Genomic DNA, 24,572 nt, shown 5'->3' on the forward strand with positions numbered 1-24,572 from the left:
AATATAATGTAGTGCGGGCTTGTTAATCAGGCCCGCTTTCGTTTTTCTCTAAAAAATAAAAGAGGTGAAGAACATAGCTAAGAAGGATTTGTTCATTAACGATGAAATTCGCGTTCGCGAAGTACGTCTTGTTGGTCTTGAGGGCGAACAATTAGGAATTAAAATGCTCAACGAAGCCCAAGCACTTGCTGATGAAGCAAATGTTGACTTGGTACTTATTCAACCACAAGCAACACCACCTGTTGCTAAAATCATGGATTATGGTAAGTTTAAGTTTGAGTATCAGAAAAAACAAAAGGAACAACGCAAGAAACAAAGCGTTGTGACTGTTAAAGAAATACGCCTTAGCCCTGTTATTGACAAGGGTGACTTTGAGACAAAACTTCGTAATGGCCGTAAATTCCTTGAAAAAGGAAATAAGGTTAAAGTTTCAGTTCGTTTTAAAGGACGTATGATTACCCATAAAGAAATTGGTGCAAAAGTTCTTTCAGATTTTGCTGAAGCAACACAAGATATTGCGATCATCGAGCAAAGAGCTAAAATGGATGGTCGTCAAATGTTTATGCAACTTGCCCCTATTTCTGAAAAGAAATAAATGTAACACATTATTATTTAGGAGAGTATTAAAAATGCCAAAACAAAAAACACATCGCGCATCAGCTAAACGTTTTAAACGTACAGGTTCAGGTGGCTTAAAACGTTTCCGTGCTTATACATCACACCGTTTCCATGGTAAGACTAAGAAACAACGTCGTCATCTTCGTAAAGCTTCAATGGTAAGCAGTGGAGATTTCAAACGTATTAAAGCAATGCTTACTGGTCTTAAATAAGCGAACACTAGAATATTAATAGAATTATTTGGAGGATTATTATAAATGGCACGTGTTAAAGGTGGCGTTGTTGCACGCAAACGTCGTAAACGTATTTTAAAATTAGCAAAAGGTTACTATAGCTCAAAACATATCTTGTTCCGTACTGCAAAAGAACAAGTAATGAATTCTTATTACTATGCCTACCGTGACCGTCGTCAAAAGAAACGTGACTTCCGTAAATTATGGATTACACGTATCAATGCGGCTGCTCGTATGAATGGTTTATCATATTCACAATTGATGCATGGTTTGAAATTAGCTGAAATCGAAGTTAACCGTAAAATGTTAGCTGATTTAGCAGTTAATGATGCAGCAGCATTTACTGCTCTTGCTGACGCTGCTAAAGCAAAATTAGCAAAATAATGGCAATTATTTCACTACTAATTGATTTAGTAGTGATTTTTTAATTTTTTCAATCTAGCTTAATTCAGTGATTTAATATATAATAGTAATGCTGACTAAATCTGATAGGAAATAGATATGAATATAAAAGAACTCAAAGAACGGCAGAAAAAGATTAGAAATTTCTCAATTATTGCTCATATTGACCATGGGAAATCCACTTTAGCTGACCGTATTTTAGAAAAAACAGAAACAGTTTCAAGCCGTGAAATGCAAGACCAATTACTTGATAGTATGGATCTTGAGCGTGAACGTGGCATCACCATTAAATTAAATGCTATTGAATTAAATTATACCGCCAAAGATGGTGAAACTTATATTTTCCATTTAATAGATACCCCGGGTCACGTCGATTTCACCTATGAAGTGTCACGTAGTTTAGCGGCCTGTGAAGGTGCTATTTTAGTGGTAGATGCTGCTCAAGGTATTGAAGCGCAGACTTTAGCCAATGTTTATCTAGCACTAGACAATGATCTAGAAATTTTGCCTGTGATTAATAAAATTGATTTACCGGCTGCTGAACCTGAAAGAGTGCGTCATGAAATAGAAGACGTTATTGGAATTGATGCCAGCGAGGCTGTTTTAGCATCTGCCAAAGCAGGAATTGGGATTGAAGAGATTTTAGAGCAAATCGTTGAATACGTTCCTGAGCCAACAGGAGATGTTGAAGCACCATTAAAAGCTCTTATCTTTGACTCTGCTTATGATGCATACCGTGGTGTTATTCTTCAAGTTAGGATTATGGATGGCATTGTTAAACCAGGCGATAAAATCCAAATGATGAGTAATGGCAAAACATTTGATGTCACTGAAGTTGGTATTTTTACTCCTAAAGCTGTAGGACGCGACTTTTTAGCAACAGGGGATGTTGGTTACATCGCTGCAGCCATTAAAACTGTGGCAGACACTCGTGTGGGTGATACAGTGACTCTAGCTAATAATCCAGCCACAGAGGCTCTAGCAGGTTACAAGCAGTTAAATCCAATGGTGTTTGCAGGGATTTATCCAATTGATTCCAATAAATACAATGACCTGCGTGAAGCCTTGGAAAAATTGCAATTAAACGATGCTAGTCTTCAATTTGAACCAGAAACCTCGCAAGCACTTGGCTCTGGTTTTCGCTGTGGTTTTTTAGGTCTCTTACATATGGATGTTATCCAAGAGCGTTTGGAACGTGAGTTTAATATTGATCTCATCATGACAGCACCGTCTGTAGTTTATCATGTGAATACGACTGATGGTGAAGTGGTAGAAGTTTCAAATCCTAGTGAATTTCCAGACCCAACAAGAATTGACAGTATTGAGGAACCTTACGTTAAAGCACAAATCATGGTCCCACAGGAATTTGTTGGTGCAGTGATGGAATTAGCACAAAGAAAACGTGGTGATTTTGTAACCATGGATTACATTGATGATAATCGTGTTAATGTGATTTATCATATTCCGCTAGCTGAAATTGTTTTTGATTTCTTTGATAAATTAAAATCATCCACACGTGGTTATGCCAGTTTTGACTATGAAATTTCTGAATATCGGAATTCTCAATTGGTTAAGATGGATATTCTTTTAAACGGTGATAAAGTGGATGCGCTTAGTTTTATTGTTCATAAAGAATTTGCCTATGAACGCGGTAAAATTATTGTTGAGAAGTTAAAGAAAATTATTCCTCGTCAACAGTTTGAAGTGCCTATTCAAGCGGCAATCGGTCAGAAAATTGTTGCCAGATCTGATATCAAGGCACTTCGTAAAAATGTTCTTGCTAAGTGTTATGGGGGAGATGTTTCTCGTAAACGCAAGCTCTTAGAAAAACAAAAAGCAGGGAAAAAACGAATGAAATCTATTGGGTCTGTAGAAGTCCCTCAAGAAGCCTTCTTATCTGTCCTTAGTATGGATGATGATAATAAGAAATCTTGATAATAAGAAAACCCGCCAGAAACAAGTTTCTAGTGGGTTTTTACTGTTATTATTTCTTGACAACCAAATCAATAGCAGCTTTTAATTTTTCTTCTTGCTTAATAGGATCACTATCAGGGTGCTCTACACATTCTATAACTTTATTAGCAATTGCTAAGCCCATAATCCGATTAATACTTGATCTGACAGCACTCAACTGTGTTACAATGTCTATACATTCTTGGTCTTCTTCAACCATTTTTTGAATGCCTCTCAATTGGCCTTCCGTTCGTTTGAGGCGATTTAAAATATCTTTTTTTGATGTCATTAATCTGTCACTCCTTGTATAACTAATATACTATTTGTCCTTATTTTCGTCAAATAAGAAAAATATCATTTTCTTTGACAAGTATTTTTACTTGTGTTAATATACCGGTAGGGGTATATAAAAGGAGGTCTATATGACATTTATTGAAAGTATAAAAGCATTATTTTCAGAACCATTTGAATCAATTACAACCAATGAACTAGCTGATATTCTAGCTTCTAAAACGGTTCAGTTAATTGATGTCAGAACACCAGAAGAATTTAAGCAATCACATATTTCTAAAGCAAGAAACGTTCCTTTAAGTCAAATCAATAGTTTTGTTGGGCCAAAAGATAAAACTGTTTATGTGATTTGTCAATCTGGAATGCGTAGTAAAAAAGCAGCCAACCACCTTAGTAAAAAAGGGTATAAAGTTGTTAATGTCCGTGGTGGTATGAGTCAATGGCAAGGTAAAGTAATAGGAGGTCAAAAATGACAAAAGTTGTTATTGTAGGCGGTGTTGCTGGTGGTATGTCAGCAGCGACACGTTTAAGACGTTTAATGGAAGATGCGGAAATTATTGTCTTTGAAAGAGGGCCATTTGTTTCTTTCGCTAACTGTGGTCTTCCTTATTATGTTTCAGGTGAAATTAGTGACAGAGACCAATTGTTGGTTCAAACACCAGAACGTTTACAGGCACGCTTTAACTTAGATGTTCGTCCTTTTCATGAAGTGACTGAGATTGATCCTTCAAATCAAACTGTTACAGTGAAACATGATGGTCAAGAATTTGTAGAAACATATGATAAACTCATTTTATCACCAGGTGCTAAACCTTTCGTGCCACCTATTGAAAATCTTGAACAAGCAAAAAACGTTTTTAATCTTAGAAATGTTCCAGACCTTGATAAGATTATGAAACATATTGAAGCACTTCAGCCTAAAGAAGCAGTGGTTGTTGGTGCTGGTTTTATCGGTCTTGAAATGGCAGAGAACCTCACTAAAAAAGGTATCGCGGTTACTGTTGTTGAAAAAGCCCCACATGTTTTACCAGCTTTAGATGAAGAAATGGCAATTTTTGTTAAAAATGCTCTTGAAAGAAATGGTGTTAAGGTCATTACTAGCCAGTCAGTGGTTCGTTTTGAAGAAGAAGGAAGCAAGCTCATTCTAGAAAATGGCGACGTCCTTAATTCTAATTTGACGCTTTTATCAGTAGGTATCCAACCTGATACAGAGTTAGCCAAAAAAGCGGGTCTTGACCTCGGCTTAAAAGGTGGTATTTTAGTTGATGATCACTATCAAACTAGTCAAGAAAATATTTATGCGGTAGGCGATGCCATTGTTGTCAATCATCAAATTTCCAAAGAAGATGCGCTTGTTTCTCTTGCTTCACCAGCTAATCGCCAAGGAAGACAAGTTGCAGATGTTATTGCTGGCTTAAAGAGAGAAAACAAAGGATCAATTGGAACAGCTATTGTTCGCGTCTTTGATTTATCAGCAGCATCAACCGGTCTCAGTGAGCGTGTTGCAAAATCTTTAGGTTATGATGTCTCTGTTGTTCATACTTCTGGGAAGGACCATGCTTCCTATTATCCTGGTGCCACAGACGTTACCCTTAAATTAATTTTTAATCGTCAAACAGGTCAAATCTATGGAGCTCAAGGTGTTGGTCAAAAAGGAGTAGATAAGCGTATTGACGTTTTAGCTACTGCTATTAAAGGAAATCTTACTATTTTTGATTTGCCTGAACTAGAATTGACTTATGCGCCACCATTTGGCTCAGCAAAAGATCCAGTTAATATGATTGGTTATGCAGCTATCAATATTGCAGAAGGCCTTAGCCAAAACATTCAGTGGCATGAGTTACCAAAAGCATTAGAAAATGGTGCTAAACTTTTAGATGTTAGAACAACTCCTGAAGTTAAAAAAGGCCATTTCAAAGACTATATTCATATTCCGCTTGATAGCTTACGTGCTCGTTTATCAGAATTAGACAAATCTAATACTTATATTGTTAGCTGTCATAGTGGGCTTCGTAGTTACATTGCTGAACGCCTGCTACAACAAGAAGGCTTTAAGGTTAAGAACTTAGATGGTGCTTATTCGCTTTATAATGCTGTAAGACCAAAGGAGATTAGTCATGATTAAAAGTATTCCAATGCCTTCTTTTAAAGAATTGCACCAACAAAAACAAGTTAATCTCATAGATGTTCGTGAAAGAGATGAATATGAGAGTGGGCATATTCCTGGTGCTCAAAATTTACCTCTTAGTGAACTTCAGTTTAGTTTTCAAACCCTTGACAAAGCCAAAGACTATTTTATTGTTTGTCAATCAGGAAGTCGATCGCTTATGGCCAGCCAATTTTTAGATGAAAAAGGGTTTCATGTGACAAATATTGAAGGTGGCACTAGTGCTTGGCAGGGTGCATTAGAATAAGTAAAAGATGCTCTTATAGGGCATCTTTTTCGTGTTATTTACCCTTTAATTATAAATTTATGATATGATAAAGGATAGTCTAAGAGAACAGGAATAAGAAAATGTCAAATTTTATTGATTATGTCAAAAGAAATCGTAACACATTATTTGAAGAGATGCCCATCAATGAAGTTGATATTGCAAGCATTAATGAACTGGGTTATCTACCGATTGGAGAAGCCATTGATTTTTCAGATAGAATGAATTTTATTTCAATTAAGAAAATTGAAGCAGTCAATCATCGTTTGTTTAATCAGTCTGAATATAGCTTCATGACAACAAAAGAACGAGTGACTTTATATCAAGAAATGCTTAACTCGAAGCGCTATGGTGATATTGAAATTGGTTATTATGTTAATGACATTAATCCTGTTCTTGAAAAACAATTTTCTGCTATGGTTTTTAGACTACCTTCTATTAATTACACTCAAGTCGTTTTTCGAGGCACTGATGATAGTTTAATTGGCTGGAAAGAAGATGCTAAAATGACCTATATGCAGACAATGCCCTCTCATAAGTCTGCTCTCAATTATCTCACGACATTTTTAACCGATTGGCAAGGAGACGTTGTTGTTTCGGGTCATTCTAAAGGTGGGAATTTAGCCTTATATGCTACAAGTATGATTGATGAATCTTACCAAAAACAAATTACTGCTATCTATGCCCTAGATTCGCCTGGTCATTACGAGTCTTTGTTAGAGGCGTCTTGCTACTCTTTGATTAAACCAAAAATTATCTCTATTATCCCTAAAGAATCGATAGTTGGTGTTATGTTAAGACCAGACTTAAACGCTAAAGTCGTAGAAAGTAAGTCTTTTGGCTTCTTACAACATAAAGTATCGCAGTGGCAAGTCAAAGAGAATCAATTTCTTCTTGCTAAAGATACGACAATTATTAGTAAGGCTTTAGAAGAAACCTTCAAATTATGGCAAAAAGAATTAACAACGAAAGAATTAGAAACCTTCTTTGATATTTTCTTTGATTTATTCTTTGATATTGGTGTTGAAAGTTTAGATGATTTAAAAAACAATAAACGAAAAACCTTTGCTCATTTACTCAAAGAAATTGTTCAATTAGGTCCAAAAGAGAAAAAAATAATGCGAAAATCTCTAAGAACCATGCTTGTGATTTTCAATAAGAAGACGCTAGAAAAAGCATTAGATTACCGTCCAGAAATTGCAAAAGATTTTCTAGCTTGGGTTCTTTCTGATAAAGATGACTAATAGCTGATGACATTAATTATTCGCTACTATTTTTAGAAACAGTTTTCATAGTAGCCATCGGCTTTACATTTGCGTGTTTAAGAGAATCATGTTAAGATAGATGAAGAGAAAAATCAGAAGAAGAGGTATGAAATAGTGGCTTTTGGAGAAAACGGACCACGTAAGAAAACATTATTTGAAAAGGTAACAATTGTTGTTGTCCTTTTGATGGCTTTTATTACAGTGGGATCAATTTTATTAAGTGCACTTAGTGCAATCATGTAGAAAAACGCTTTTTAGCGTTTTTTTCTACTAAGAAAGAAGTAGGAAAAATTATGAGTATGTTTTTAGACACTGCTAAAATCCAAGTTAAAGCAGGACGTGGCGGTGATGGGATGGTTGCCTTTCGACGAGAAAAATATGTCCCAAATGGTGGTCCATGGGGCGGTGATGGTGGCCGCGGTGGTAATGTTATCTTTGTAGTCGATGAAGGGCTTAGAACCTTGATGGATTTTAGATACAATCGTCATTTTAAAGCTAAACCAGGTGAAAATGGAATGTCTAAAGGAATGCATGGTAAAGGAGCAGAAGACCTCTATGTCAGTGTACCCCAAGGCACAACCATCAAAGATGCCGAAACAGGTAAAGTCATCTCTGACCTTGTTGAACATGGTCAAGAATTTATAGTTGCAAGAGGTGGCCGCGGTGGTCGAGGCAATATTCGTTTTGCCACACCACGAAATCCTGCGCCAGAAATTTCTGAAAATGGTGAGCCAGGGGAGGAGAGAGAACTCGAGTTAGAACTTAAAATTTTAGCGGATGTCGGTCTTGTTGGTTTTCCCTCAGTTGGGAAATCAACATTACTTAGTGTTGTCTCAGCGGCTAAACCTAAAATTGGAGCTTACCATTTCACAACCATCGTTCCAAATATTGGCATGGTCAGAACAAAATCTGGTGAATCATTTGCCATGGCTGATCTTCCAGGTTTGATTGAAGGTGCTCACCAAGGTGTTGGTTTGGGGACACAATTCTTACGTCACATTGAACGCACACGAGTGATTCTTCACGTCATTGATATGAGTGGCAGTGAGGGACGTGACCCTTATGAAGATTATCTAGCCATTAATAAAGAGTTAGAAAGTTATAATCTGCGTTTGATGGAACGTCCCCAAATAATTGTCGCAAACAAGATGGACATGCCTGAAAGTCAAGCAAACTTAAAAGTCTTTAAAGAAAAATTGCAAGAAAACTATGATGAATTTGATCAGGTTCCAATGGTTTTTGCTGTCTCAGGGATAGCCCATCAAGGCTTGGAAGCACTACTAGATGCTACGGCTGAATTGTTATCAAAAACTGAGAGCTTTCCTCTTTATGAAGAAAGTCAGATGCTTGATGAAGCTTATTATGGCTTTGATGAAGAAGAAAAAGCCTTTTCTATTAGTCGTGATGATGATGCTACCTGGGTATTGTCTGGTGATAAGATTGAAAAACTCTTTGTCATGACTAATATGGAGCGTGATGAGTCTATTATGAAATTTGCTCGCCAATTACGTGGGTTAGGTGTCGACCAAGCACTCCGTGAACGAGGTGCCAAAGATGGTGACATTGTGAGAATTGGTAGCTTTGAGTTTGAATTTATAGATTAAGGAGTTTGATATGGGAGATAAACCTATTTCGTTTAAAGATAAAGATGGCAACTTTGTATCAGCTGCTGATATCTGGACACCTGAAAAACTAGAAGAACTCTTTAACAAGCTTAATCCCAACAGAAAATTTCGTTTGGAAAGAGAAAAAAAGCTAAAAGAGACAAAATAAACAATAGCAAAAAAGACCTGACACATTGTGTCAGGTCTTTTTATTAGACGTTTAAAACTTTATCAAGAAAGTCTTTAAGTCGAGGGTGTTTAGGATGATCAAAAATCTCTTCAGGGGTACCATCTTCAAGGAACTCCCCACCATCAGTAAAGATAACCCGATTGGCCACACGTCTTGCAAAGCCCATCTCATGGGTTACTATCAACATGGTCATACCTTGCTCAGCTAAATCTTTCATAACGTTTAATACATCACCAACCATCTCCGGATCAAGTGCAGAAGTTGGTTCATCAAAGAGCATGATATCAGGGTTCATGGCTAAACTTCTAGCAATGGCCACACGTTGTTTTTGTCCACCTGAAAGACTACTTGGATAGGCATTTGCCTTATCAGAAAGCCCAACTTTTTCAAGTAAGTCTAAACCAATCGTTTTTGCTTCTTCTTGAGAATATGTTCCAAGTTCGACGGGTGCAAAGATAACATTGTTAAGGACAGTCATATGCGGAAATAAGTTGAAGTGTTGAAAAACCATTCCGATATTTTCTCTTGCCTTGTCAACATTGGTTTCCTTATTGGATAAATCAAAGCCGTCAACGATTACCTTACCACTGGTGATACTTTCAAGTCGATTAAGAGTTCTTAAAAAGGTTGATTTCCCTGAACCAGATGGACCAATGATACACACCACATCTCCTTCATGGAACTGGGTGGTGATTCCTTTAAGAACTTCATTTTTACCAAATGATTTATGCAAGTCTTGAACATCAATTTTTAATGTTGTCATTAGTTAGACCTCTTTTCTAGTCGTTTTGCTAGTCTAGTTAATAGAGTGATGATTACGAGATACATGATTGCCAAAATGGCATACATACGGAAACTCTGGTAATTACGGGCAATAATAATCTTACCAGTTTGGAAAAGTTCTACTAGACCAATGGCAGATATAATGGTTGTGTCTTTAAGTGAAATAACAAACTGGTTAATAAAGTTAGGGAGCATCAATCGAACGGCCTGAGGAAGAATAATTTTTCTCATTGTAGTTGTGTAGGAAACCCCTAAACTTCGGCTGGCTTCCATTTGTCCAGCAGCTACAGCTTCAATACCTCCCCGAACAATTTCGGCAATATAAGCACCACCATTTAAACTAAGAGCGATAGTTCCTGCAACAAAATCATTGATAGGACTTTGTTGACCAGTCATTGATTCGATGAGGTTGGGAATTCCCCAGAAGATAAATGCCGCAACAATCATTAACGGTATACCACGAACAACGTCGACAAAAATAGAAGCGATAACGCGAAGACCCTTAATTGGACTAACACTCATCATACCAAAAATCAAACCAATAACGATGGCTATCGCAAAGGAAATAATAGCTAAGCCAAGTGTTCTCATAAGTCCTGTCAATAATTGTTGGTAGTTATTTGAAACCAAACCTAAAATAGTAGTTTCATCAACAGATGATTCTTGACTTTGTTTTTCGCCTAAATAGTTTGCAATAATTTTATCATATTCGCCATTTTCTTTCAAAGCAGCCAATCCATTATTAAACATTTCAATTAATTCTGGATTACTTCCTTTTTTAACTGAAAAACCATACTCCCCAGAAGGTTCTCCAGGAATTGGTGTGTCAAATTCACGACCTTGTTCAATTGCATATTTTAAAACGGCCTCATCATCCATTAAAGCATCTAAAGAACCAGAGTTAAGACTATCATACATTCCAGAAGCTTCGTCGAAAGGTTTTAAAACATAACCGTACTCACTGGCGTGTTCTTCTAGAAATTGATAAGAAGAAGTACCATTTTTTGCACCAACTGTTTTACCAGCTAGGTCTTTATAACTTGTAATTGGACTACCAGATTTTACTGCTAGAATAATGTTGGATAAATAGTAGGGGTCAGAAAAATCAAAAATATTTTTTCTTTCATCAGTAATGGACATACCTGCAATAGCACCATCAGCTTGTCCTGTCTGAACAGCATTTAAAGCGGCATCAAAACCAGGATGGGAAATTTCTATTGAAAAGCCTTGGTGCTCAGCTATCGCTTTGATAAGTTCCAAGTCGATACCAACGTACTGACCGTTGTCATCTTGATATTCAAAGGGAGCAAATGAAGAATCAGAAACAAGTTTATATGTTTCTTTTAGTGGAGTTGCCTTTTTAGAGGAGTCCCCATTAGCATCTGCATCACGTGATGTCCATTTTTCGATGATGGCGGCATAGCTACCATTTTCTTTCATTTCTTTAAGAGCTTTATTAAAATCATCAATCAAGTATTCGTACTGGCTGCCTTTTTTAACGGCAAAGGCAAAACTACCAACACTCTCGCCTTCCATATCAAATCGAAGATCTTTTCCTTGATTAATGGCGTATTGAACAACAGGTTTATCATCCATAAGAGCATCTACAGCGCCAGATTTTAGTGAGCTGTAAATGAGATCGTTTGTGTCGAATGATTTAACAGTGTAGCCATATTTCTCTTTATTGTTATTAAGAAAGCCTTGGGCAACGGTTCCATTTTTAACACCAACAACTTTTCCTTTTAACTCTTTATAGTCAGTGATTTTATTGTTAGAGGTTGTGACGATAACAATTTTAGAATCATAGTATGAATCTGAGAACGTAAATACTTTCTTTCTATCTTCTGTAATTGACATCGCCGCCATAATAGCATCAGCTTGTCCTGCTTGAACAGCATTGACAGCAGCATCAAATCCTGGGAAAGTCATTTCGTAGTCCCAACCAGAAATTTCAGCAACATTGTTAATGATATCAACATCTATTCCCTTGTAAGTTTGATCGGAATCTTTAAACTCAAAAGGTGCTGATGTAGCGTCAGAAACGATAGAAAACGTATCTGCAAAAATAGTTTGTTTTGTTATAAAAAATAGCGAAGCTATCGATAATAACAGTAATAATAGTTTTTTCTTCATTTGATCTCCTTAAAGTGTATTGTTAAAAATTATAACACAAAAATGGACAAATAACAAATAAACTCGATTCAATGTAATAAAATATAACATAAGTTAGTGAGGTAAAGGTATGAAAATCCTAAGGCTTTATGATAAAATAACTTAAGAGGTAAAGCTATGATAAATCGAAAAAATGATAACCACTTTAAACTAGTTTCAAAATACGATCCTTCAGGAGATCAACCGCAGGCGATTGAAACTTTAGTTGATAATATTGAAGGTGGCGAAAAAGCTCAAATTTTACTAGGAGCAACAGGAACAGGTAAAACCTACACAATGAGTCAGGTGATTCAAAAGGTTAACAAGCCAACGCTTGTTATTGCTCATAACAAAACACTAGCAGGTCAGCTTTATGGCGAATTTAAAGAATTCTTTCCTGATAATGCGGTAGAGTATTTTGTTTCCTACTATGATTACTACCAACCAGAAGCTTATGTGCCTTCTAGTGATACCTATATTGAAAAAGACAGTTCTGTTAATGACGAGATTGATAAACTAAGACATAGTGCCACATCTGCCTTATTAGAAAGAAATGATGTGATTGTTGTAGCATCAGTCAGTTGTATCTATGGACTAGGGTCTCCCACTGAATATGCTGAAAGTGTTGTTAGCTTACGACCAGGACTTGAGATTTCAAGAGATCAATTACTCAATGATTTGGTCAATATCCAGTTTGAAAGAAATGACATTGACTTTCAGCGTGGGCGTTTTCGTGTGCGTGGCGATGTGGTTGAAGTCTTTCCAGCAAGTCGAGATGACCATGCTTTTAGAATTGAATTCTTTGGTGATGAGATTGATAGGATAAGAGAAATAGAATCATTAACAGGTCGAGTGATCGGCGAGGTTGAACATCTTGGTATTTTTCCTGCAACCCACTTTATGACCAACGAAGAACGAATGGAAGAGTCTATTGCTAAAATTCAAGCAGAGTTAACAGAGCAATTAGCCGTTTTTGAAAAAGAGGGCAAGCTACTAGAAGCTCAAAGGCTAAAACAACGCACCGAATATGATATCGAAATGCTTCGTGAGATGGGCTATACTAATGGCGTTGAAAATTATTCTCGCCATATGGACGGAAGAAGTGAAGGTGAGCCACCCTTTACCTTGTTGGATTTCTTTCCAGATGATTTTTTAATCATGATTGATGAGAGTCATATGACGATGGGTCAGATAAAAGGGATGTACAATGGTGACCGTTCAAGAAAACAAATGCTAGTTGACTATGGTTTTAGATTACCAAGTGCTTTGGATAACCGTCCACTACGAAGAGAAGAATTTGAAGAGCATGTTCACCAAATTGTTTACGTGTCAGCGACACCTGGTGATTATGAGATGGAACAAACGGATACTGTTGTTGAGCAGATTATCCGCCCAACTGGTCTTCTTGACCCGATTGTTGATGTGAGACCAACCATGGGACAAATCGATGACCTACTTGGTGAGATTAATGAGCGTGTCAGTCGAGGTGAGAGAACCTTTATCACAACGCTAACCAAGAAAATGGCTGAGGATCTGACCGATTACTTTAAAGAGATGGGCATCAAGGTTAAATACATGCATTCTGATATCAAAACCTTAGAACGTACAGAGATTATTAGAGATTTAAGGCTGGGTGTGTTTGATGTTTTGATTGGAATTAATCTCTTACGCGAAGGGATTGATGTGCCAGAAGTCAGTTTAGTGGCTATTTTGGATGCTGATAAGGAAGGTTTCCTTAGAAATACACGTGGTCTTATTCAAACCATTGGACGTGCTGCGAGAAATGCTGATGGGCGCGTGATTATGTATGCGGATAAAATGACAGACTCAATGAGCCAAGCCATCAAAGAAACCGCACGCCGTCGTGAGATTCAAATGGCTTATAATGAAGAACATGGCATCACGCCAAAAACAATTAAAAAAGACATCAGAGATCTTATTGCCATTACAAAAAGTGTGGCTAAAGACAGTGAGCCTGTTGAATACGATAAGATGACCAAGAAAGAACGACAAGAAGCCATTAAAAAACTTCAAGGTCAAATGCAAGAAGCAGCAGAAATTCTTGACTTTGAGTTGGCCGCTCAGATTCGTGATATGATATTAGAATTAAAAACGATGGATTAAGGAGAAATTTATGCCACGTAGTCAAGAAGTCATTTTAACAAATATGTGTTTAATAGAGGATAATAAAGGAAATGTACTTGTGCAGATAAGAAAACCGGAAATGTATCGCTGGTCTGGTGTCGCTTTTCCAGGAGGACATATTGAAGAAAAAGAGAGTCTCCACGATGCTGTCGTAAGAGAAGTGTTAGAAGAAACAGGATTAACGATTAAGCAACCTAAACTAGTTGGGATGAAACATTGGTACAATCAAGAAGGTATCCGTTACCTAGTTTTTCTCTACCGTACCAATCAATACGAAGGAAAACTACAATCCTCAGACGAAGGTGAAGTCAAATGGGTAAAGAAAACAGAACTTCATAATATGGACCTGGCCTTTGATTTATTAGAATTACTCAAGGTATTTGAAGATGATTGCCTGTCAGAATTTTTCTATCGACCGACAGATAATGATAAGTGGCAAAATGAATTATACTAAGCAAAAACTAGTGGCTAAAAGACCACTAGTTTTTATTAGTTTGAAGTATGAAATCGCTTTTAATAATTAAAGAAATTTTATATAATATATTATAAATATAATTAAAAACAGGAGGAATACGTTAAGTGAATGGGAAAGTTTTAGGATTAGATATTGGGGTTGCTTCAGTTGGAGTGGGGATTATTGATAGTAAAACTGGGAAAATATTGCATTCCAGTTCAAGAATATTTCCTTCAGCAAATGCTGACAACAATAAAGATAGACGTTCAGCAAGACAAGCAAGAAGGTTGCTCAGACGCAAACAACATAGAGTGAAACGATTGAAATATTTGTTTGACAAATATCAATTAATTCAAAATGTTTCATTTTCTCATTCTGATGTTAATCCCTATGAAGCGCGTGTGAAAGGTTTGGCAGAAAAATTAACAATTGATGAGTTGTACTATGCTCTTTTAAATATGTTAAAGCATAGAGGTATCAGTTATTTAGATGATGCTGAAGAAGATGGAGGAAATAGTTCTTCAGAATATAAAAAATCTATTGAGGAAAATAGAAAACTGCTTAAAACTAAAACACCTGGAGAAATTCAGTTAGAGCGTCTGAATAACTATGGACAATTAAGAGGCAATTTCATTGTTTATAATGAAAATAATGAAAAAGAACATTTTATAAATGTGTTTTCAACCTCAGATTACAAAAAAGAGGCACAACAACTTTTAGAAACGCAACAAAAATGGCATGATAACATAACTAATCAATTCGTTGAAGAATTTATTGAGATTTTAACTGTGAAAAGAAAATATTATATCGGTCCCGGAAATGAATCATCAAGAACTGATTATGGTATTTATCGAACAAATGGTGACACATGGGATAATATTTTTGAAATTCTAATCGGAACTTGTGCTTATACTGGAAAAGTTAGAGCAGCAAAAGCATCTTATACAGCACAGGAATATAATTTATTAAATGATTTAAATAATTTAACTTATCCGACAGAGACAGGAAAATTAAGTCAAAACCAAAAAGAAGAAATAGTAACTTTTGCAAGAGATAAAGGTGCCACTGTTAAGCAACTTTTGAAATTTATATGTCAATCACTATCATGTGATTTAAGTGATATAAAAGGCTTTAGAAGAGATGCAAAAGATAATCCAGAAATTTCAACTTTTGAAGCATATAAAAAAATGAAAAAAGGGCTAGAAACAGTTGATTTTTCAGAACTTACAAGAGACGAAATTGACACATTAGCTCATATTTTAACTATTAATACTGATAAAGAAGCAATAGAGCAAGCTATTAAAATGGCTATAAATAAAAATGAGTTACCCTCTTGGAATGACAGCCAAACTACTGAATTGGTTCAACTCAGAAAAACAAATAGTACTCTTTTTGGAAAAGGATGGCACAGTTTTTCAATTGAATTGATGAAGGAAATAATACCTGAATTATATGCTACTGATAAAGAACAAATGAGCATTTTATCAGATAATAAGTATGTCTCTATGAAATCAAAACTGATGAATAGAAGTCAAAAAACTAAATATATTGATGAGGAGATAGTAACTGATGAAATCTATAATCCAGTAGTTGCTAAGTCTGTTAGACAAACAGTAAAAATCATCAATTTAGCAATTAAAAAATATGGTGAGTTTGATAAAATTGTTATTGAAATGCCTAGAGATAAAAATGAAGAAGAAGCGCGAAAGAAAATTAAAGCAAATCAGGATAAAAATAAAAAAGAAAAAGACTCTGCTCTTCAAGAAGCTGCGCTTCTTTATAATGGCAAGGATAGATTACCTCATCATGTCTATAATAATTATAAAGATTTAAACCTTAGAATTCGTCTTTGGTATCAACAAGAAGGAAGGTGTTTGTACACTGGTCGGAAGATAAATATACAGGATTTGATTGATAATCGTCAAAATTATGAGATTGACCATGTTTTACCACTGTCATTATCATTTGATGATAGTATTTCAAATAAAGTACTTGTAACGGCCTTATCTAATCAAGAAAAAGGACAAAGGACACCACTCCAAGCTATTCGAGAAATGAAAAATGCTTGGTCTTACTCAGAGTTTAAAAAATATGTTTTAAGTTTAAAAAGAATTGGAAAAACCAAATTAAATTATTTATTAACAGAAGAAGATATCAATAAAATAGAAGTAAAGAAAAAATTTATCGCCAGAAACCTTGTGGATACCAGATATGCTTCACGTGTTGTTTTGAATACTTTACAAGATGAATTTAAGCGCCTAAAAAAAGAAACCAAAATAGCAGTTGTTAGAGGAAAATTTACAGCTCATTTACGCTATCAATGGCAAGTTGAAGAAAAAAATAGAGATACCTATCACCACCATGCTATAGATGCCCTTATTATTGCAGCGTCTGCAAATTTGAAGCTTTGGAAAAAGATGAATGACCGTTTATTTGATGAATCAGATAGTCAATTTGTTGACTTAGAAACTGGTGAGATTATTTCAATTGATAACAAAGAATATAAAGAACTTGTTTTCCAACCACCTTTTAAAAAATTTACAGATACTTTAAATAGCAAAGAATTGTGGGAATCTATTTTATTCTCTTATCAAGTAGATTCAAAAGTGAATCGAAAAGTTTCGGATGCGACTATTTATGGGACAAGAAAAGCAAAAATTGGTAAAGATAAAAAAGAAGAAGATTATGTTCTAGGTAAAATTAAGGATATTTATAGTCTAGAAGGCTATGATAAGTTTATTAAACAGTATAATAAAGATAAAAGTAAATTCTTAATGTATCAAAAAGATCCAAAAACATTTGAAAAAGTAATTGAAGTCATTTTAACAGACTATCCTGATAGTAAAATGGATGAGAATGGCAGAAAAATTAAATGTAATCCGTTTGAAGAATATCGTAAAGAAAACGGATTAATGAGAAAATGGTCTAAAAAAGGAAATGGACCAGAAATTAAACAATTGAAATACTATGATACAAAATTAGGGAGTCATATTGACATAACACCTGAAAATAGTAGAAACAAAGTTGTCCTTCAATCTTTAAATCCATGGCGTACAGATGTTTATTTTAATCCAGAGACAATGACTTATCAATTGATGGGAATACGATACTCTGATTTAAGTTATGATAAAACAAATTACGGTATTTCAGTTGAGAAATATCATCAAATTAAAAAACAAGAAGGGATTGCTGAAATTGCTGAATTCAAATTTACGCTTTACAAAAATGATTTATTGTTGTTGAAAGATAGTAAAACCAGTGAAGAAATGCTAGTTAGATTTTTATCAAGGACTCTTCCAAACACCAAAAACTATGTAGAATTAAAACCTTATGGAAGTTCTCAAGGCCAAAAGAATGAACCAATATTATCTATTTTAGGAAATGCTGATAAAAATGGTAGAATGATAAAATCGTTAGCTAAACCTAATTTATCATTGTATAAAGTTAAAACAGATGTTTTAGGCAATCTTTTTTATATTAAGAAAGAGGAGTTGAAATTAAAATTTTAAAAATTTATCAAAAATACTTGAAAAAAAGGGTGCAAAGAGGTAAAATAATTGTGTAAGAGACGTCTTACACAATTACTTAAATCTTGCCGAGCCTACAAAGATAAGGCTTTGTGCCGAAATCAAACACCCTGCTTTGCGGGGTGTTTTTCGTTGTAGAAAAGAGGGATAAAAATGTCGTGGCGAGTAGTACATGTGAAAGATAGCCAAAAAATGAAACTAAAACTAGATAATCTAGTGATTCAAAAAGGTGGCGAGGAATTTATAATTCCTCTTAGTGATATTTCTGTCATTGTTGCTGAAGGTGGGGAAACAGTTGTAACACTTAGATTGTTAAGTGCATTGAGTAAGTACAATATTGCTTTAATTGTTTGTGATACAAATTTTTTACCTACTGGGTTTTATATGGCATATCATGGTCATTTTAGAGCCAGTAAAAAAGCTAGAAAACAAATTGCTTGGACAGAGACTGAAAAGGATGCTTTGTGGCGAGTGATTATCCATTTTAAAATCAATAATCAGCAAGACCTACTCAGTACATTAGAAAAAGATATTAAGGCTATTCAACTATTGGCAAATTACAAAGAAGAGATAGAGCCGGGTGATAAGAGTAATCGAGAAGGACATGCTGCAAAAGTTTATTTTAATGAGCTTTTTGGCAAAAACTTTACACGAAAAACTCAAAAAGAAGGAGATGTTATTAATGCAGGCTTAAATTATGGTTATACCATTTTGAGAGCACAGATGGCTAGAATAGTTGTTGGGTATGGCTTGTTACCTTTGATTGGTATTTTTCATAAAAATGAATACAATCAGTTTAATCTTGTTGATGATCTAGTTGAACCTTTTAGGCAGTGTGTTGATTTTTGGGTTTATCATCATTTGCAAGAGGCAGAATACCTAACCTATCATCATCGCTTGCAATTAATCAATTTACTAAATGCTAAAATTAAATACGGGAAAGAAAAATGTAGCGTATCTACTGCAATGGATCGTTATGTTCGAGGTTTTATTAGTGCTATAGAAAAAGGAGATATTAGTAAATTTCACTGCCCTGTAGTATCAAGTTTGGAATGGAGTGACTTATGAGGTATGAAGCTATGAGATTATTGTGTTTTTTTGATTTACCAATGGAAACAAATCAAGAAAAAAGAGTTTACAGAAATTTTAGAAAAGAACTAATTTCAAATGGTTTTGAAATGCTACAATTTTCAGTCTATTATAGAACATGTCCAAATAGAAGTTTTGCTAATAAGTATAAGAAAAAATTGAGCAATATACTGCTTCTCAATGGAAATGTTAGATTACTATCAGTTACGGAAAAGCAATTTTCTGAAATGACTTTAATTATTGGAACAAAGACTCGTCAAGAAGAAATAATTAGTGATAAAAAGATGGTGATTATATGAAGCAGATAAAAATATCTCATCCAGTTAATGAATATATTACTTTTAATTCAGGATCGTTCACACAAATTGTTGGGAATAATAAGGAAATAAAAGATTATATATTTCGTTCAATCAATTGGTATTTTACAGGAAAAAAATACAGCGAAATTGATTTATCTTTATTTCAACAAAAAGAACCCGAGATAAGAGAAGGTGATGTTTTGTTATCTCGTTCTGACTATCATCTTATTTCTCTACAATACAGTGGTGATTTAATAGAACAAATGTCATATAAAAAGGGAAGTCTAGCATATGAGTATCTAAAAGAAATTAGTGAGAATGTTGATTTTATGTCAGAATTGGAAAAAATAAATCATTCATTGACTCGGATTGCCACACTATTAAATCAAAAAATGAATATAAAAAATAATCATTTAGTCTATGGGGTAGATAATATTGATTTGACCTCACAGCACATTATTTCAAAATATTTATTACCAACCTATCTATTTGAAAATTTATCTATTTCTTATGAGATGCTTAACAATGATTTAAGCTACCAACTATTTTTTGATATGTTAGAATCTTATTTATCTTTTAAAACGGGTAAGTTACTATTGATATGTCAAGGGGTAGATTCTAAAGTATCTTTTAGAAATTATCAAGAAATTTGTCAACAAATAAAAAGAATGTGTCAAAAATTCCCATATTTTAAAGTGATATTATTTCCTAGTAGTAGTGCTTATACCGATATGGATCCCAAATATTTAGAGTCGGTTGTTGTGGTTGCCGATGCGATTGAAAATTTTTTTGAAGCAGACTTTATGTATGAACGATATAAAAGAAACTATCCTACTAATTATCCCATGTCACAAAATGAATTTTTACATTCTTTAGCAAGAATTGGTGATAACTTGTTTTCTTCTAAGGAAATAATTGAGTCAATGGCTTTTCAAGATCTAATATCTTTGAAGATAATCAATCAGCTTTATCATTATTCAACACCTAAAATAAATCAAATGATGCCGTCAAAGATGGAATTAGCATATTTATTTTCTTAAAATTGACAGTTTAGAAGAAACTTTTTATAATAGGGTTGAGAGGAAAAACTAAATAAGACGTTATTTGAGGTTTTTGTACTCTCAAGATTTAAGTAATTGTAAAACAATTGCTCGTGCAATCCTTATTGGTGATGGGTTTTTGTACTCTCAAGATTTAAGTAATTGTAAAACACACGTAGTCGGTCAGATTGTCTTCGCCTAGTTTTTGTACTCTCAAGATTTAAGTAATTGTAAAACCTAGGCTAGATTTTGAGAAAATGCGAGAAGGTTTTTGTACTCTCAAGATTTAAGTAATTGTAAAACAACGCTATCGACTTACTAGATAGCGCCAAGGTTTTTGTACTCTCAAGATTTAAGTAATTGTAAAACTTGATAAGTCTGCTTGTTTTAGATCATCAAGTTTTTGTACTCTCAAGATTTAAGTAATTGTAAAACTAGAAGAGAGTTTGAAGTATCTGCTAGTGGTTTTTGTACTCTCAAGATTTAAGTAATTGTAAAACCTGGAACGAATTCTCCATCTCTTTGATCTAGTTTTTGTACTCTCAAGATTTAAGTAATTGTAAAACCTGAAATCACATTTCCTGTAGTTGAAATTGGTTTTTGTACTCTCAAGATTTAAGTAATTGTAAAACTGGATAACTACCATTACGGACGACACTGACGTTTTTGTACTCTCAAGATTTAAGTAATTGTAAAACTCAAATCGTAAAAGATGGACAGAAATATGTGTTTTTGTACTCTCAAGATTTAAGTAATTGTAAAACTGCTGGATTATGACCAAAAAGGAATTCGTAGTTTTTGTACTCTCAAGATTTAAGTAATTGTAAAACTAATTAAGTTATCTTTATTTTGATGAATTTGTTTTTGTACTCTCAAGATTTAAGTAATTGTAAAACAGATTACCTTTTTCAAGTTTTGTATACGAAGTTTTTGTACTCTCAAGATTTAAGTAATTGTAAAACATCACATTTGAAAGGAGAAAGCATGCCTAAGTTTTTGTACTCTCAAGATTTAAGTAATTGTAAAACCAGAACACATTAAGAGCATTACGCTTGAGGGTTTTTGTACTCTCAAGATTTAAGTAATTGTAAAACCAGAATAGTCAAGCGGCAACGACAGCAGAGTTTTTGTACTCTCAAGATTTAAGTAATTGTAAAACTTTCAAGGAAGTCATTAAAAGCTATTTCAAGTTTTTGTGCTCTCAAGATTTAAACTCACTATTCTAAACAATAATAAAAACAGCAGGACTTTCCTCCTGTTTTTTTCATCCTTTAATAGTTTCCATATTCATAAAAAATGATTTTTGAAATGATAAAGAGCGACTACCAACTCCCCCAACAAGTCAAAGTCTTGTTTTTTCCTATACTAATAGTGTATAATAGCATAAAGGAGGATTAGACATGGAGTTACACTCACATCTTGAGAGAAATTTGGATGATGCTTATGATCATGTGATTGCGCATTTGAAAGAGAAAAAAGTACGTATCACTGAATCACGCAAAGCCATTATTTCTTATATGATTCAGTCCCTAGATCATCCTAGTGCTGAAATGATTTACCGTGATCTAAAGCCTAAATTCCCTAATCTAAGTCTAGCGACTGTTTATAACAATATTAGATTTTTGGTCGAAGAAGGATTTGTTTCAGAAATTAAACCAAGTAATGACAATACGACCTATTTTGATTTCATGGGACATAAACACCTTAACGTTGTCTGTGAACAGTGTGGTAAGATTACTGACTTTATGGATATCGATTTCTCGCATATTCAAAAAGAAGCAGCAGATCAAACCAACTATAACATTACAAAAACTCAATTTTTAATCTATGGTATTTGCCCAGAATGCCAACTAAAAAACAAAAAAAGCTGAAAGGCTTTTTTATTTTGTTTAGAATTATTCTAAATAACCTTGACTTTTTTATTTATAACGATTATAATTAAATTATAGTTAATTAGAACGGTTATAAAAAGGAGTCAGTCATGAAAGTCATCAATTGGTTAAAGAAAAACCCTAAAATGTTAAAAACTTTACTGTGTTTAGTTCTCATCATTATAGGATTCATTGTTCAGAGATATCAACCAACCATTGGAACACTCATATTAATTATGGCCTTTGTTGTTGGTGGTTATGATTCAGCCAAAGAGGGTTTTTTAGACCTGATTGAAAACCATCACTTAAATGTTGATATTCTCATGTTTCTTGCAGCAATTGGTGCTGGTCTTATTGGTTACTGGCTTGAAGGGGCGATTCTTATCTTTATTTTCTCTTTGTCCAATAGCTTGGAAGAATTAGCCATGGAAAAAAGTAAGAATGCCATTTCAGCATTAATGTCTTTAACACCAGATGTCGCAAGAAAGATGACAGCTGATGGTCAAATCGTAGAAGTGGCAACAGACTCTCTAAAAATTGGTGATGCAGTCCAAGTTCGAAAAGGCGAAGCCATCCCAATTGATGGAACACTCAATACTACTTTTGCTCTTGTTGATGAATCGATGGTGACTGGGGAACCTATTTCTGTTGAAAAATATGAAAATGATACGTTGATCGGTGGTACTATTAATCTAGACAATCAGATAAGCATGACTGTTACTGTTGAAAACAAGGATACCCTTTTTGCTAAGATTGTTAGTCTAGTTGAAGAAGCTCATGAAAATAAAAGTAAGACAGCAAGCTTTATTGAAGGTCTAGAAGACAATTATGTTAAGGCAGTCTTACTTTTAGTGCCAGTTTTTATCCTAGCTAGTCACTTTATCTTTGGCTGGGCATGGATTGATAGTTTCTATCGTGGTATGATTCTTTTGACCGTTGCTTCACCTTGTGCTTTGGTAGCTAGCTCAACGCCGGCTACGCTATCAGCCATTAGTCGGGCAGCCCAAAGTGGTCTCATCGTTAAAGGTGGTGATATCATTGACCGCATGGGCGATATCAATGTTGTCGTTATGGATAAAACAGGAACACTGACGAAAGGACTACCAAGTGTCGTTGATAGTAAAATGCTTTCTGATAACATCCTTGTCAATCAAGTGGTGAAAACAGTTGAAGAAACAAGTACTCACCCCATCTCTACTGCCTTGATGGAATACACCAAAACTCTTGATTCACTTGAATTAGACAGTATAGAAGACGTGACCGGCAAAGGCTTTATTGCCACGTATCATGGAGATTTCTGGCGTATTGGTAAAAAAACCTTTATTTTGGAAGCTATCTCTCAACTACCACAAGAGTTGAAAAATCCAATTGAAATGGCTGAAAAAGAAGGCAAAACTTTAGTGTTTGTTAGTCGTAATCATGAATTGATGGGTTATTATGCTCTCTTTGACGAGGTGAAACAAGAAAGTCGTCTAGCGGTTTCACAATTACAAGAGATGGGAATTAAAACCGTTATGCTAACTGGTGATAATGAAAAAACAGCTCAGCATATTGCTGATATGCTAGGGATTGACCAAGTGATTGCCAACTGTCTTCCCCAAGATAAAACAGCAGCGATCGAGAGACTAAAAGAAAAATACCAAGGCGTTGCCATGGTTGGTGATGGGATTAACGATGCGCCAGCACTTGCTTTAGCAGATGTCAGTTATGCTATTGGGGCAGGAAGTGATATTGCCATTGAAAGTGCTGATAGTGTTATAATGGACGATTTGACGAGACTACCGTTTTCCATTGCTTTATCAAAAAGAATGAAAACCGTTATTAAAGAAAATATTATCTTTGCATTAGCTGTTATTTTCTTCTTGATTTTGGCCAATGTTCTTCAATTAGTAAGCCTTCCTCTTGGAGTGGTTGGTCATGAAGGTAGTACTATTCTTGTCATCTTAAATGGGTTACGTCTGTTGAGAAGAACTCCCTTTCTTGCATCTTTCAAGCTAAAAGGATATAATGTAGAAAAACTTGAAAGAGAGTTCGTATGATTTATTTTGTTGTTGGTTTGTTGGCAGTTTTCTCCATTGTAAAAATTATTAGTTTTATAATGATTACCAAAAATATCAAGCCAACCAAGGAAGATATTGCTGCGGCAAAAAAGCGATTAGCTGAAGAAGAACTTGCTAAAAAGAAACGGCCAGACGATGATGATTTTGATTTCTAAATACTTAAAA

Annotated in this window: 23 protein-coding genes, 1 CRISPR repeat array and 1 other annotated feature (1 of these 25 only partly in view); of the genes, 20 read left to right on the plus strand and 3 right to left on the minus strand. The window is 34.7% G+C overall.

Going from position 1 to position 24,572, the window contains the following annotated elements:
• Positions 1-50: a sequence feature (ribosomal protein L20 leader region), on the plus strand; it begins 76 nt to the left of the window's first position.
• Between the two features lie 14 nt (positions 51-64).
• The 4 genes from infC to lepA all read left to right on the plus strand — a co-directional run bounded on the left by infC (position 65) and on the right by lepA (position 3,188).
• Positions 65-595 carry a translation initiation factor IF-3 gene (gene infC, locus JHK62_RS01410; RefSeq protein WP_026216725.1) on the plus strand — a complete coding sequence of 177 codons (531 nt, stop codon included), beginning with the start codon at positions 65-67 and terminating at the stop codon, positions 593-595.
• Between the two features lie 34 nt (positions 596-629).
• Positions 630-830 (plus strand): 50S ribosomal protein L35, encoded by a 201-nt coding sequence (gene rpmI, locus JHK62_RS01415; RefSeq protein WP_018369531.1) that lies wholly within the window; start codon positions 630-632, stop codon positions 828-830.
• Between the two features lie 45 nt (positions 831-875).
• A complete protein-coding gene (rplT, locus tag JHK62_RS01420) occupies positions 876-1,235 on the plus strand; it encodes a 50S ribosomal protein L20 (protein ID WP_199574896.1) in 360 nt (119 codons plus the stop codon).
• A gap of 117 nt (positions 1,236-1,352) precedes the next feature.
• Complete coding sequence (gene lepA / locus JHK62_RS01425) at positions 1,353-3,188, plus strand: translation elongation factor 4 (protein WP_199574897.1); 1,836 nt, start codon at positions 1,353-1,355, stop codon at positions 3,186-3,188.
• A 49-nt stretch (positions 3,189-3,237) separates the two neighbouring features.
• Here the strand turns inward: lepA and JHK62_RS01430 are convergent, their stop codons facing one another.
• Positions 3,238-3,495, minus strand: coding sequence for a metal-sensitive transcriptional regulator (locus JHK62_RS01430; protein ID WP_199574898.1), 258 nt, complete (start codon positions 3,493-3,495; stop codon positions 3,238-3,240).
• 133 nt (positions 3,496-3,628) lie between these two features.
• Between JHK62_RS01430 and JHK62_RS01435 the strand changes: the two genes are divergently transcribed.
• The 7 genes from JHK62_RS01435 (at position 3,629) to JHK62_RS01465 (ending at position 8,967) form a co-directional block, all read left to right on the plus strand.
• Positions 3,629-3,970 (plus strand): rhodanese-like domain-containing protein, encoded by a 342-nt coding sequence (locus JHK62_RS01435; RefSeq protein WP_199574899.1) that lies wholly within the window; start codon positions 3,629-3,631, stop codon positions 3,968-3,970.
• Positions 3,967-5,622, plus strand: a complete 1,656-nt coding sequence (locus JHK62_RS01440) for an FAD-dependent oxidoreductase (protein WP_199574900.1) — start codon at positions 3,967-3,969, stop codon at positions 5,620-5,622. Before JHK62_RS01435 ends, JHK62_RS01440 begins: the two co-directional genes overlap by 4 nt.
• Positions 5,615-5,911 carry a rhodanese-like domain-containing protein gene (locus JHK62_RS01445; protein WP_199574901.1) on the plus strand — a complete coding sequence of 99 codons (297 nt, stop codon included), beginning with the start codon at positions 5,615-5,617 and terminating at the stop codon, positions 5,909-5,911. The genes JHK62_RS01440 and JHK62_RS01445 overlap by 8 nt, the downstream gene beginning before the upstream one ends.
• Before the next feature lie 101 nt (positions 5,912-6,012).
• On the plus strand, positions 6,013-7,173 hold the full coding sequence (locus JHK62_RS01450) for an Mbeg1-like protein (RefSeq protein ID WP_199574902.1): 1,161 nt from the start codon (positions 6,013-6,015) through the stop codon (positions 7,171-7,173).
• A 135-nt stretch (positions 7,174-7,308) separates the two neighbouring features.
• Positions 7,309-7,437 carry a DUF4044 domain-containing protein gene (locus JHK62_RS01455; protein ID WP_199574903.1) on the plus strand — a complete coding sequence of 43 codons (129 nt, stop codon included), beginning with the start codon at positions 7,309-7,311 and terminating at the stop codon, positions 7,435-7,437.
• Between the two features lie 50 nt (positions 7,438-7,487).
• Positions 7,488-8,798, plus strand: coding sequence for a GTPase ObgE (obgE, locus tag JHK62_RS01460; RefSeq protein WP_199574904.1), 1,311 nt, complete (start codon positions 7,488-7,490; stop codon positions 8,796-8,798).
• 10 nt (positions 8,799-8,808) lie between these two features.
• Positions 8,809-8,967: a hypothetical protein gene (locus JHK62_RS01465; protein WP_199574905.1), complete on the plus strand. Its 159-nt coding sequence runs from the start codon at positions 8,809-8,811 to the stop codon at positions 8,965-8,967.
• A gap of 43 nt (positions 8,968-9,010) precedes the next feature.
• On the opposite strand, the gene JHK62_RS01470 is transcribed toward JHK62_RS01465, so the two are convergent.
• The gene (locus JHK62_RS01470) at positions 9,011-9,751 is read right to left on the minus strand and encodes an amino acid ABC transporter ATP-binding protein (RefSeq protein WP_199574906.1); all 741 of its coding nucleotides are present in this window, start codon (positions 9,749-9,751) and stop codon (positions 9,011-9,013) included.
• Entirely contained in the window at positions 9,751-11,904 is a 2,154-nt protein-coding gene (locus tag JHK62_RS01475; protein WP_199574907.1) for an ABC transporter substrate-binding protein/permease, read from the minus strand. Before JHK62_RS01475 ends, JHK62_RS01470 begins: the two co-directional genes overlap by 1 nt.
• A gap of 156 nt (positions 11,905-12,060) precedes the next feature.
• Between JHK62_RS01475 and uvrB the strand changes: the two genes are divergently transcribed.
• From uvrB to JHK62_RS01520, 9 genes are all read left to right on the plus strand, one after another.
• Positions 12,061-14,046, plus strand: a complete 1,986-nt coding sequence (uvrB, locus tag JHK62_RS01480; protein WP_199574908.1) for an excinuclease ABC subunit UvrB — start codon at positions 12,061-12,063, stop codon at positions 14,044-14,046.
• A gap of 10 nt (positions 14,047-14,056) precedes the next feature.
• The gene (locus JHK62_RS01485; protein WP_199574909.1) at positions 14,057-14,521 is read left to right on the plus strand and encodes an 8-oxo-dGTP diphosphatase; all 465 of its coding nucleotides are present in this window, start codon (positions 14,057-14,059) and stop codon (positions 14,519-14,521) included.
• A 125-nt stretch (positions 14,522-14,646) separates the two neighbouring features.
• Positions 14,647-18,030 (plus strand): type II CRISPR RNA-guided endonuclease Cas9, encoded by a 3,384-nt coding sequence (gene cas9 / locus JHK62_RS01490; protein WP_199574910.1) that lies wholly within the window; start codon positions 14,647-14,649, stop codon positions 18,028-18,030.
• A gap of 171 nt (positions 18,031-18,201) precedes the next feature.
• Positions 18,202-19,116, plus strand: coding sequence for a type II CRISPR-associated endonuclease Cas1 (gene cas1 / locus JHK62_RS01495; RefSeq protein WP_199574911.1), 915 nt, complete (start codon positions 18,202-18,204; stop codon positions 19,114-19,116).
• The gene (cas2, locus tag JHK62_RS01500; protein WP_199574912.1) at positions 19,113-19,436 is read left to right on the plus strand and encodes a CRISPR-associated endonuclease Cas2; all 324 of its coding nucleotides are present in this window, start codon (positions 19,113-19,115) and stop codon (positions 19,434-19,436) included. The genes cas1 and cas2 overlap by 4 nt, the downstream gene beginning before the upstream one ends.
• The gene (csn2-St, locus tag JHK62_RS01505; RefSeq protein ID WP_199574913.1) at positions 19,433-20,476 is read left to right on the plus strand and encodes a CRISPR-associated protein Csn2-St; all 1,044 of its coding nucleotides are present in this window, start codon (positions 19,433-19,435) and stop codon (positions 20,474-20,476) included. The genes cas2 and csn2-St overlap by 4 nt, the downstream gene beginning before the upstream one ends.
• 69 nt (positions 20,477-20,545) lie before the next feature.
• Positions 20,546-21,635: a CRISPR direct-repeat array (repeat unit 36 nt; unit sequence GTTTTTGTACTCTCAAGATTTAAGTAATTGTAAAAC).
• A gap of 241 nt (positions 21,636-21,876) precedes the next feature.
• A complete protein-coding gene (locus JHK62_RS01510) occupies positions 21,877-22,347 on the plus strand; it encodes a Fur family transcriptional regulator (protein ID WP_199574914.1) in 471 nt (156 codons plus the stop codon).
• Positions 22,348-22,457: 110 nt separating this feature from the next.
• Positions 22,458-24,386: a heavy metal translocating P-type ATPase gene (locus JHK62_RS01515; RefSeq protein ID WP_199574915.1), complete on the plus strand. Its 1,929-nt coding sequence runs from the start codon at positions 22,458-22,460 to the stop codon at positions 24,384-24,386.
• Positions 24,383-24,562: a hypothetical protein gene (locus tag JHK62_RS01520; RefSeq protein WP_199574916.1), complete on the plus strand. Its 180-nt coding sequence runs from the start codon at positions 24,383-24,385 to the stop codon at positions 24,560-24,562. Before JHK62_RS01515 ends, JHK62_RS01520 begins: the two co-directional genes overlap by 4 nt.
• Positions 24,563-24,572: the final 10 nt, after the last annotated feature.

The sequence above is a fragment of the Streptococcus pacificus genome, from assembly GCF_016481305.1.
Lineage (GTDB): Bacteria > Bacillota > Bacilli > Lactobacillales > Streptococcaceae > Streptococcus > Streptococcus pacificus.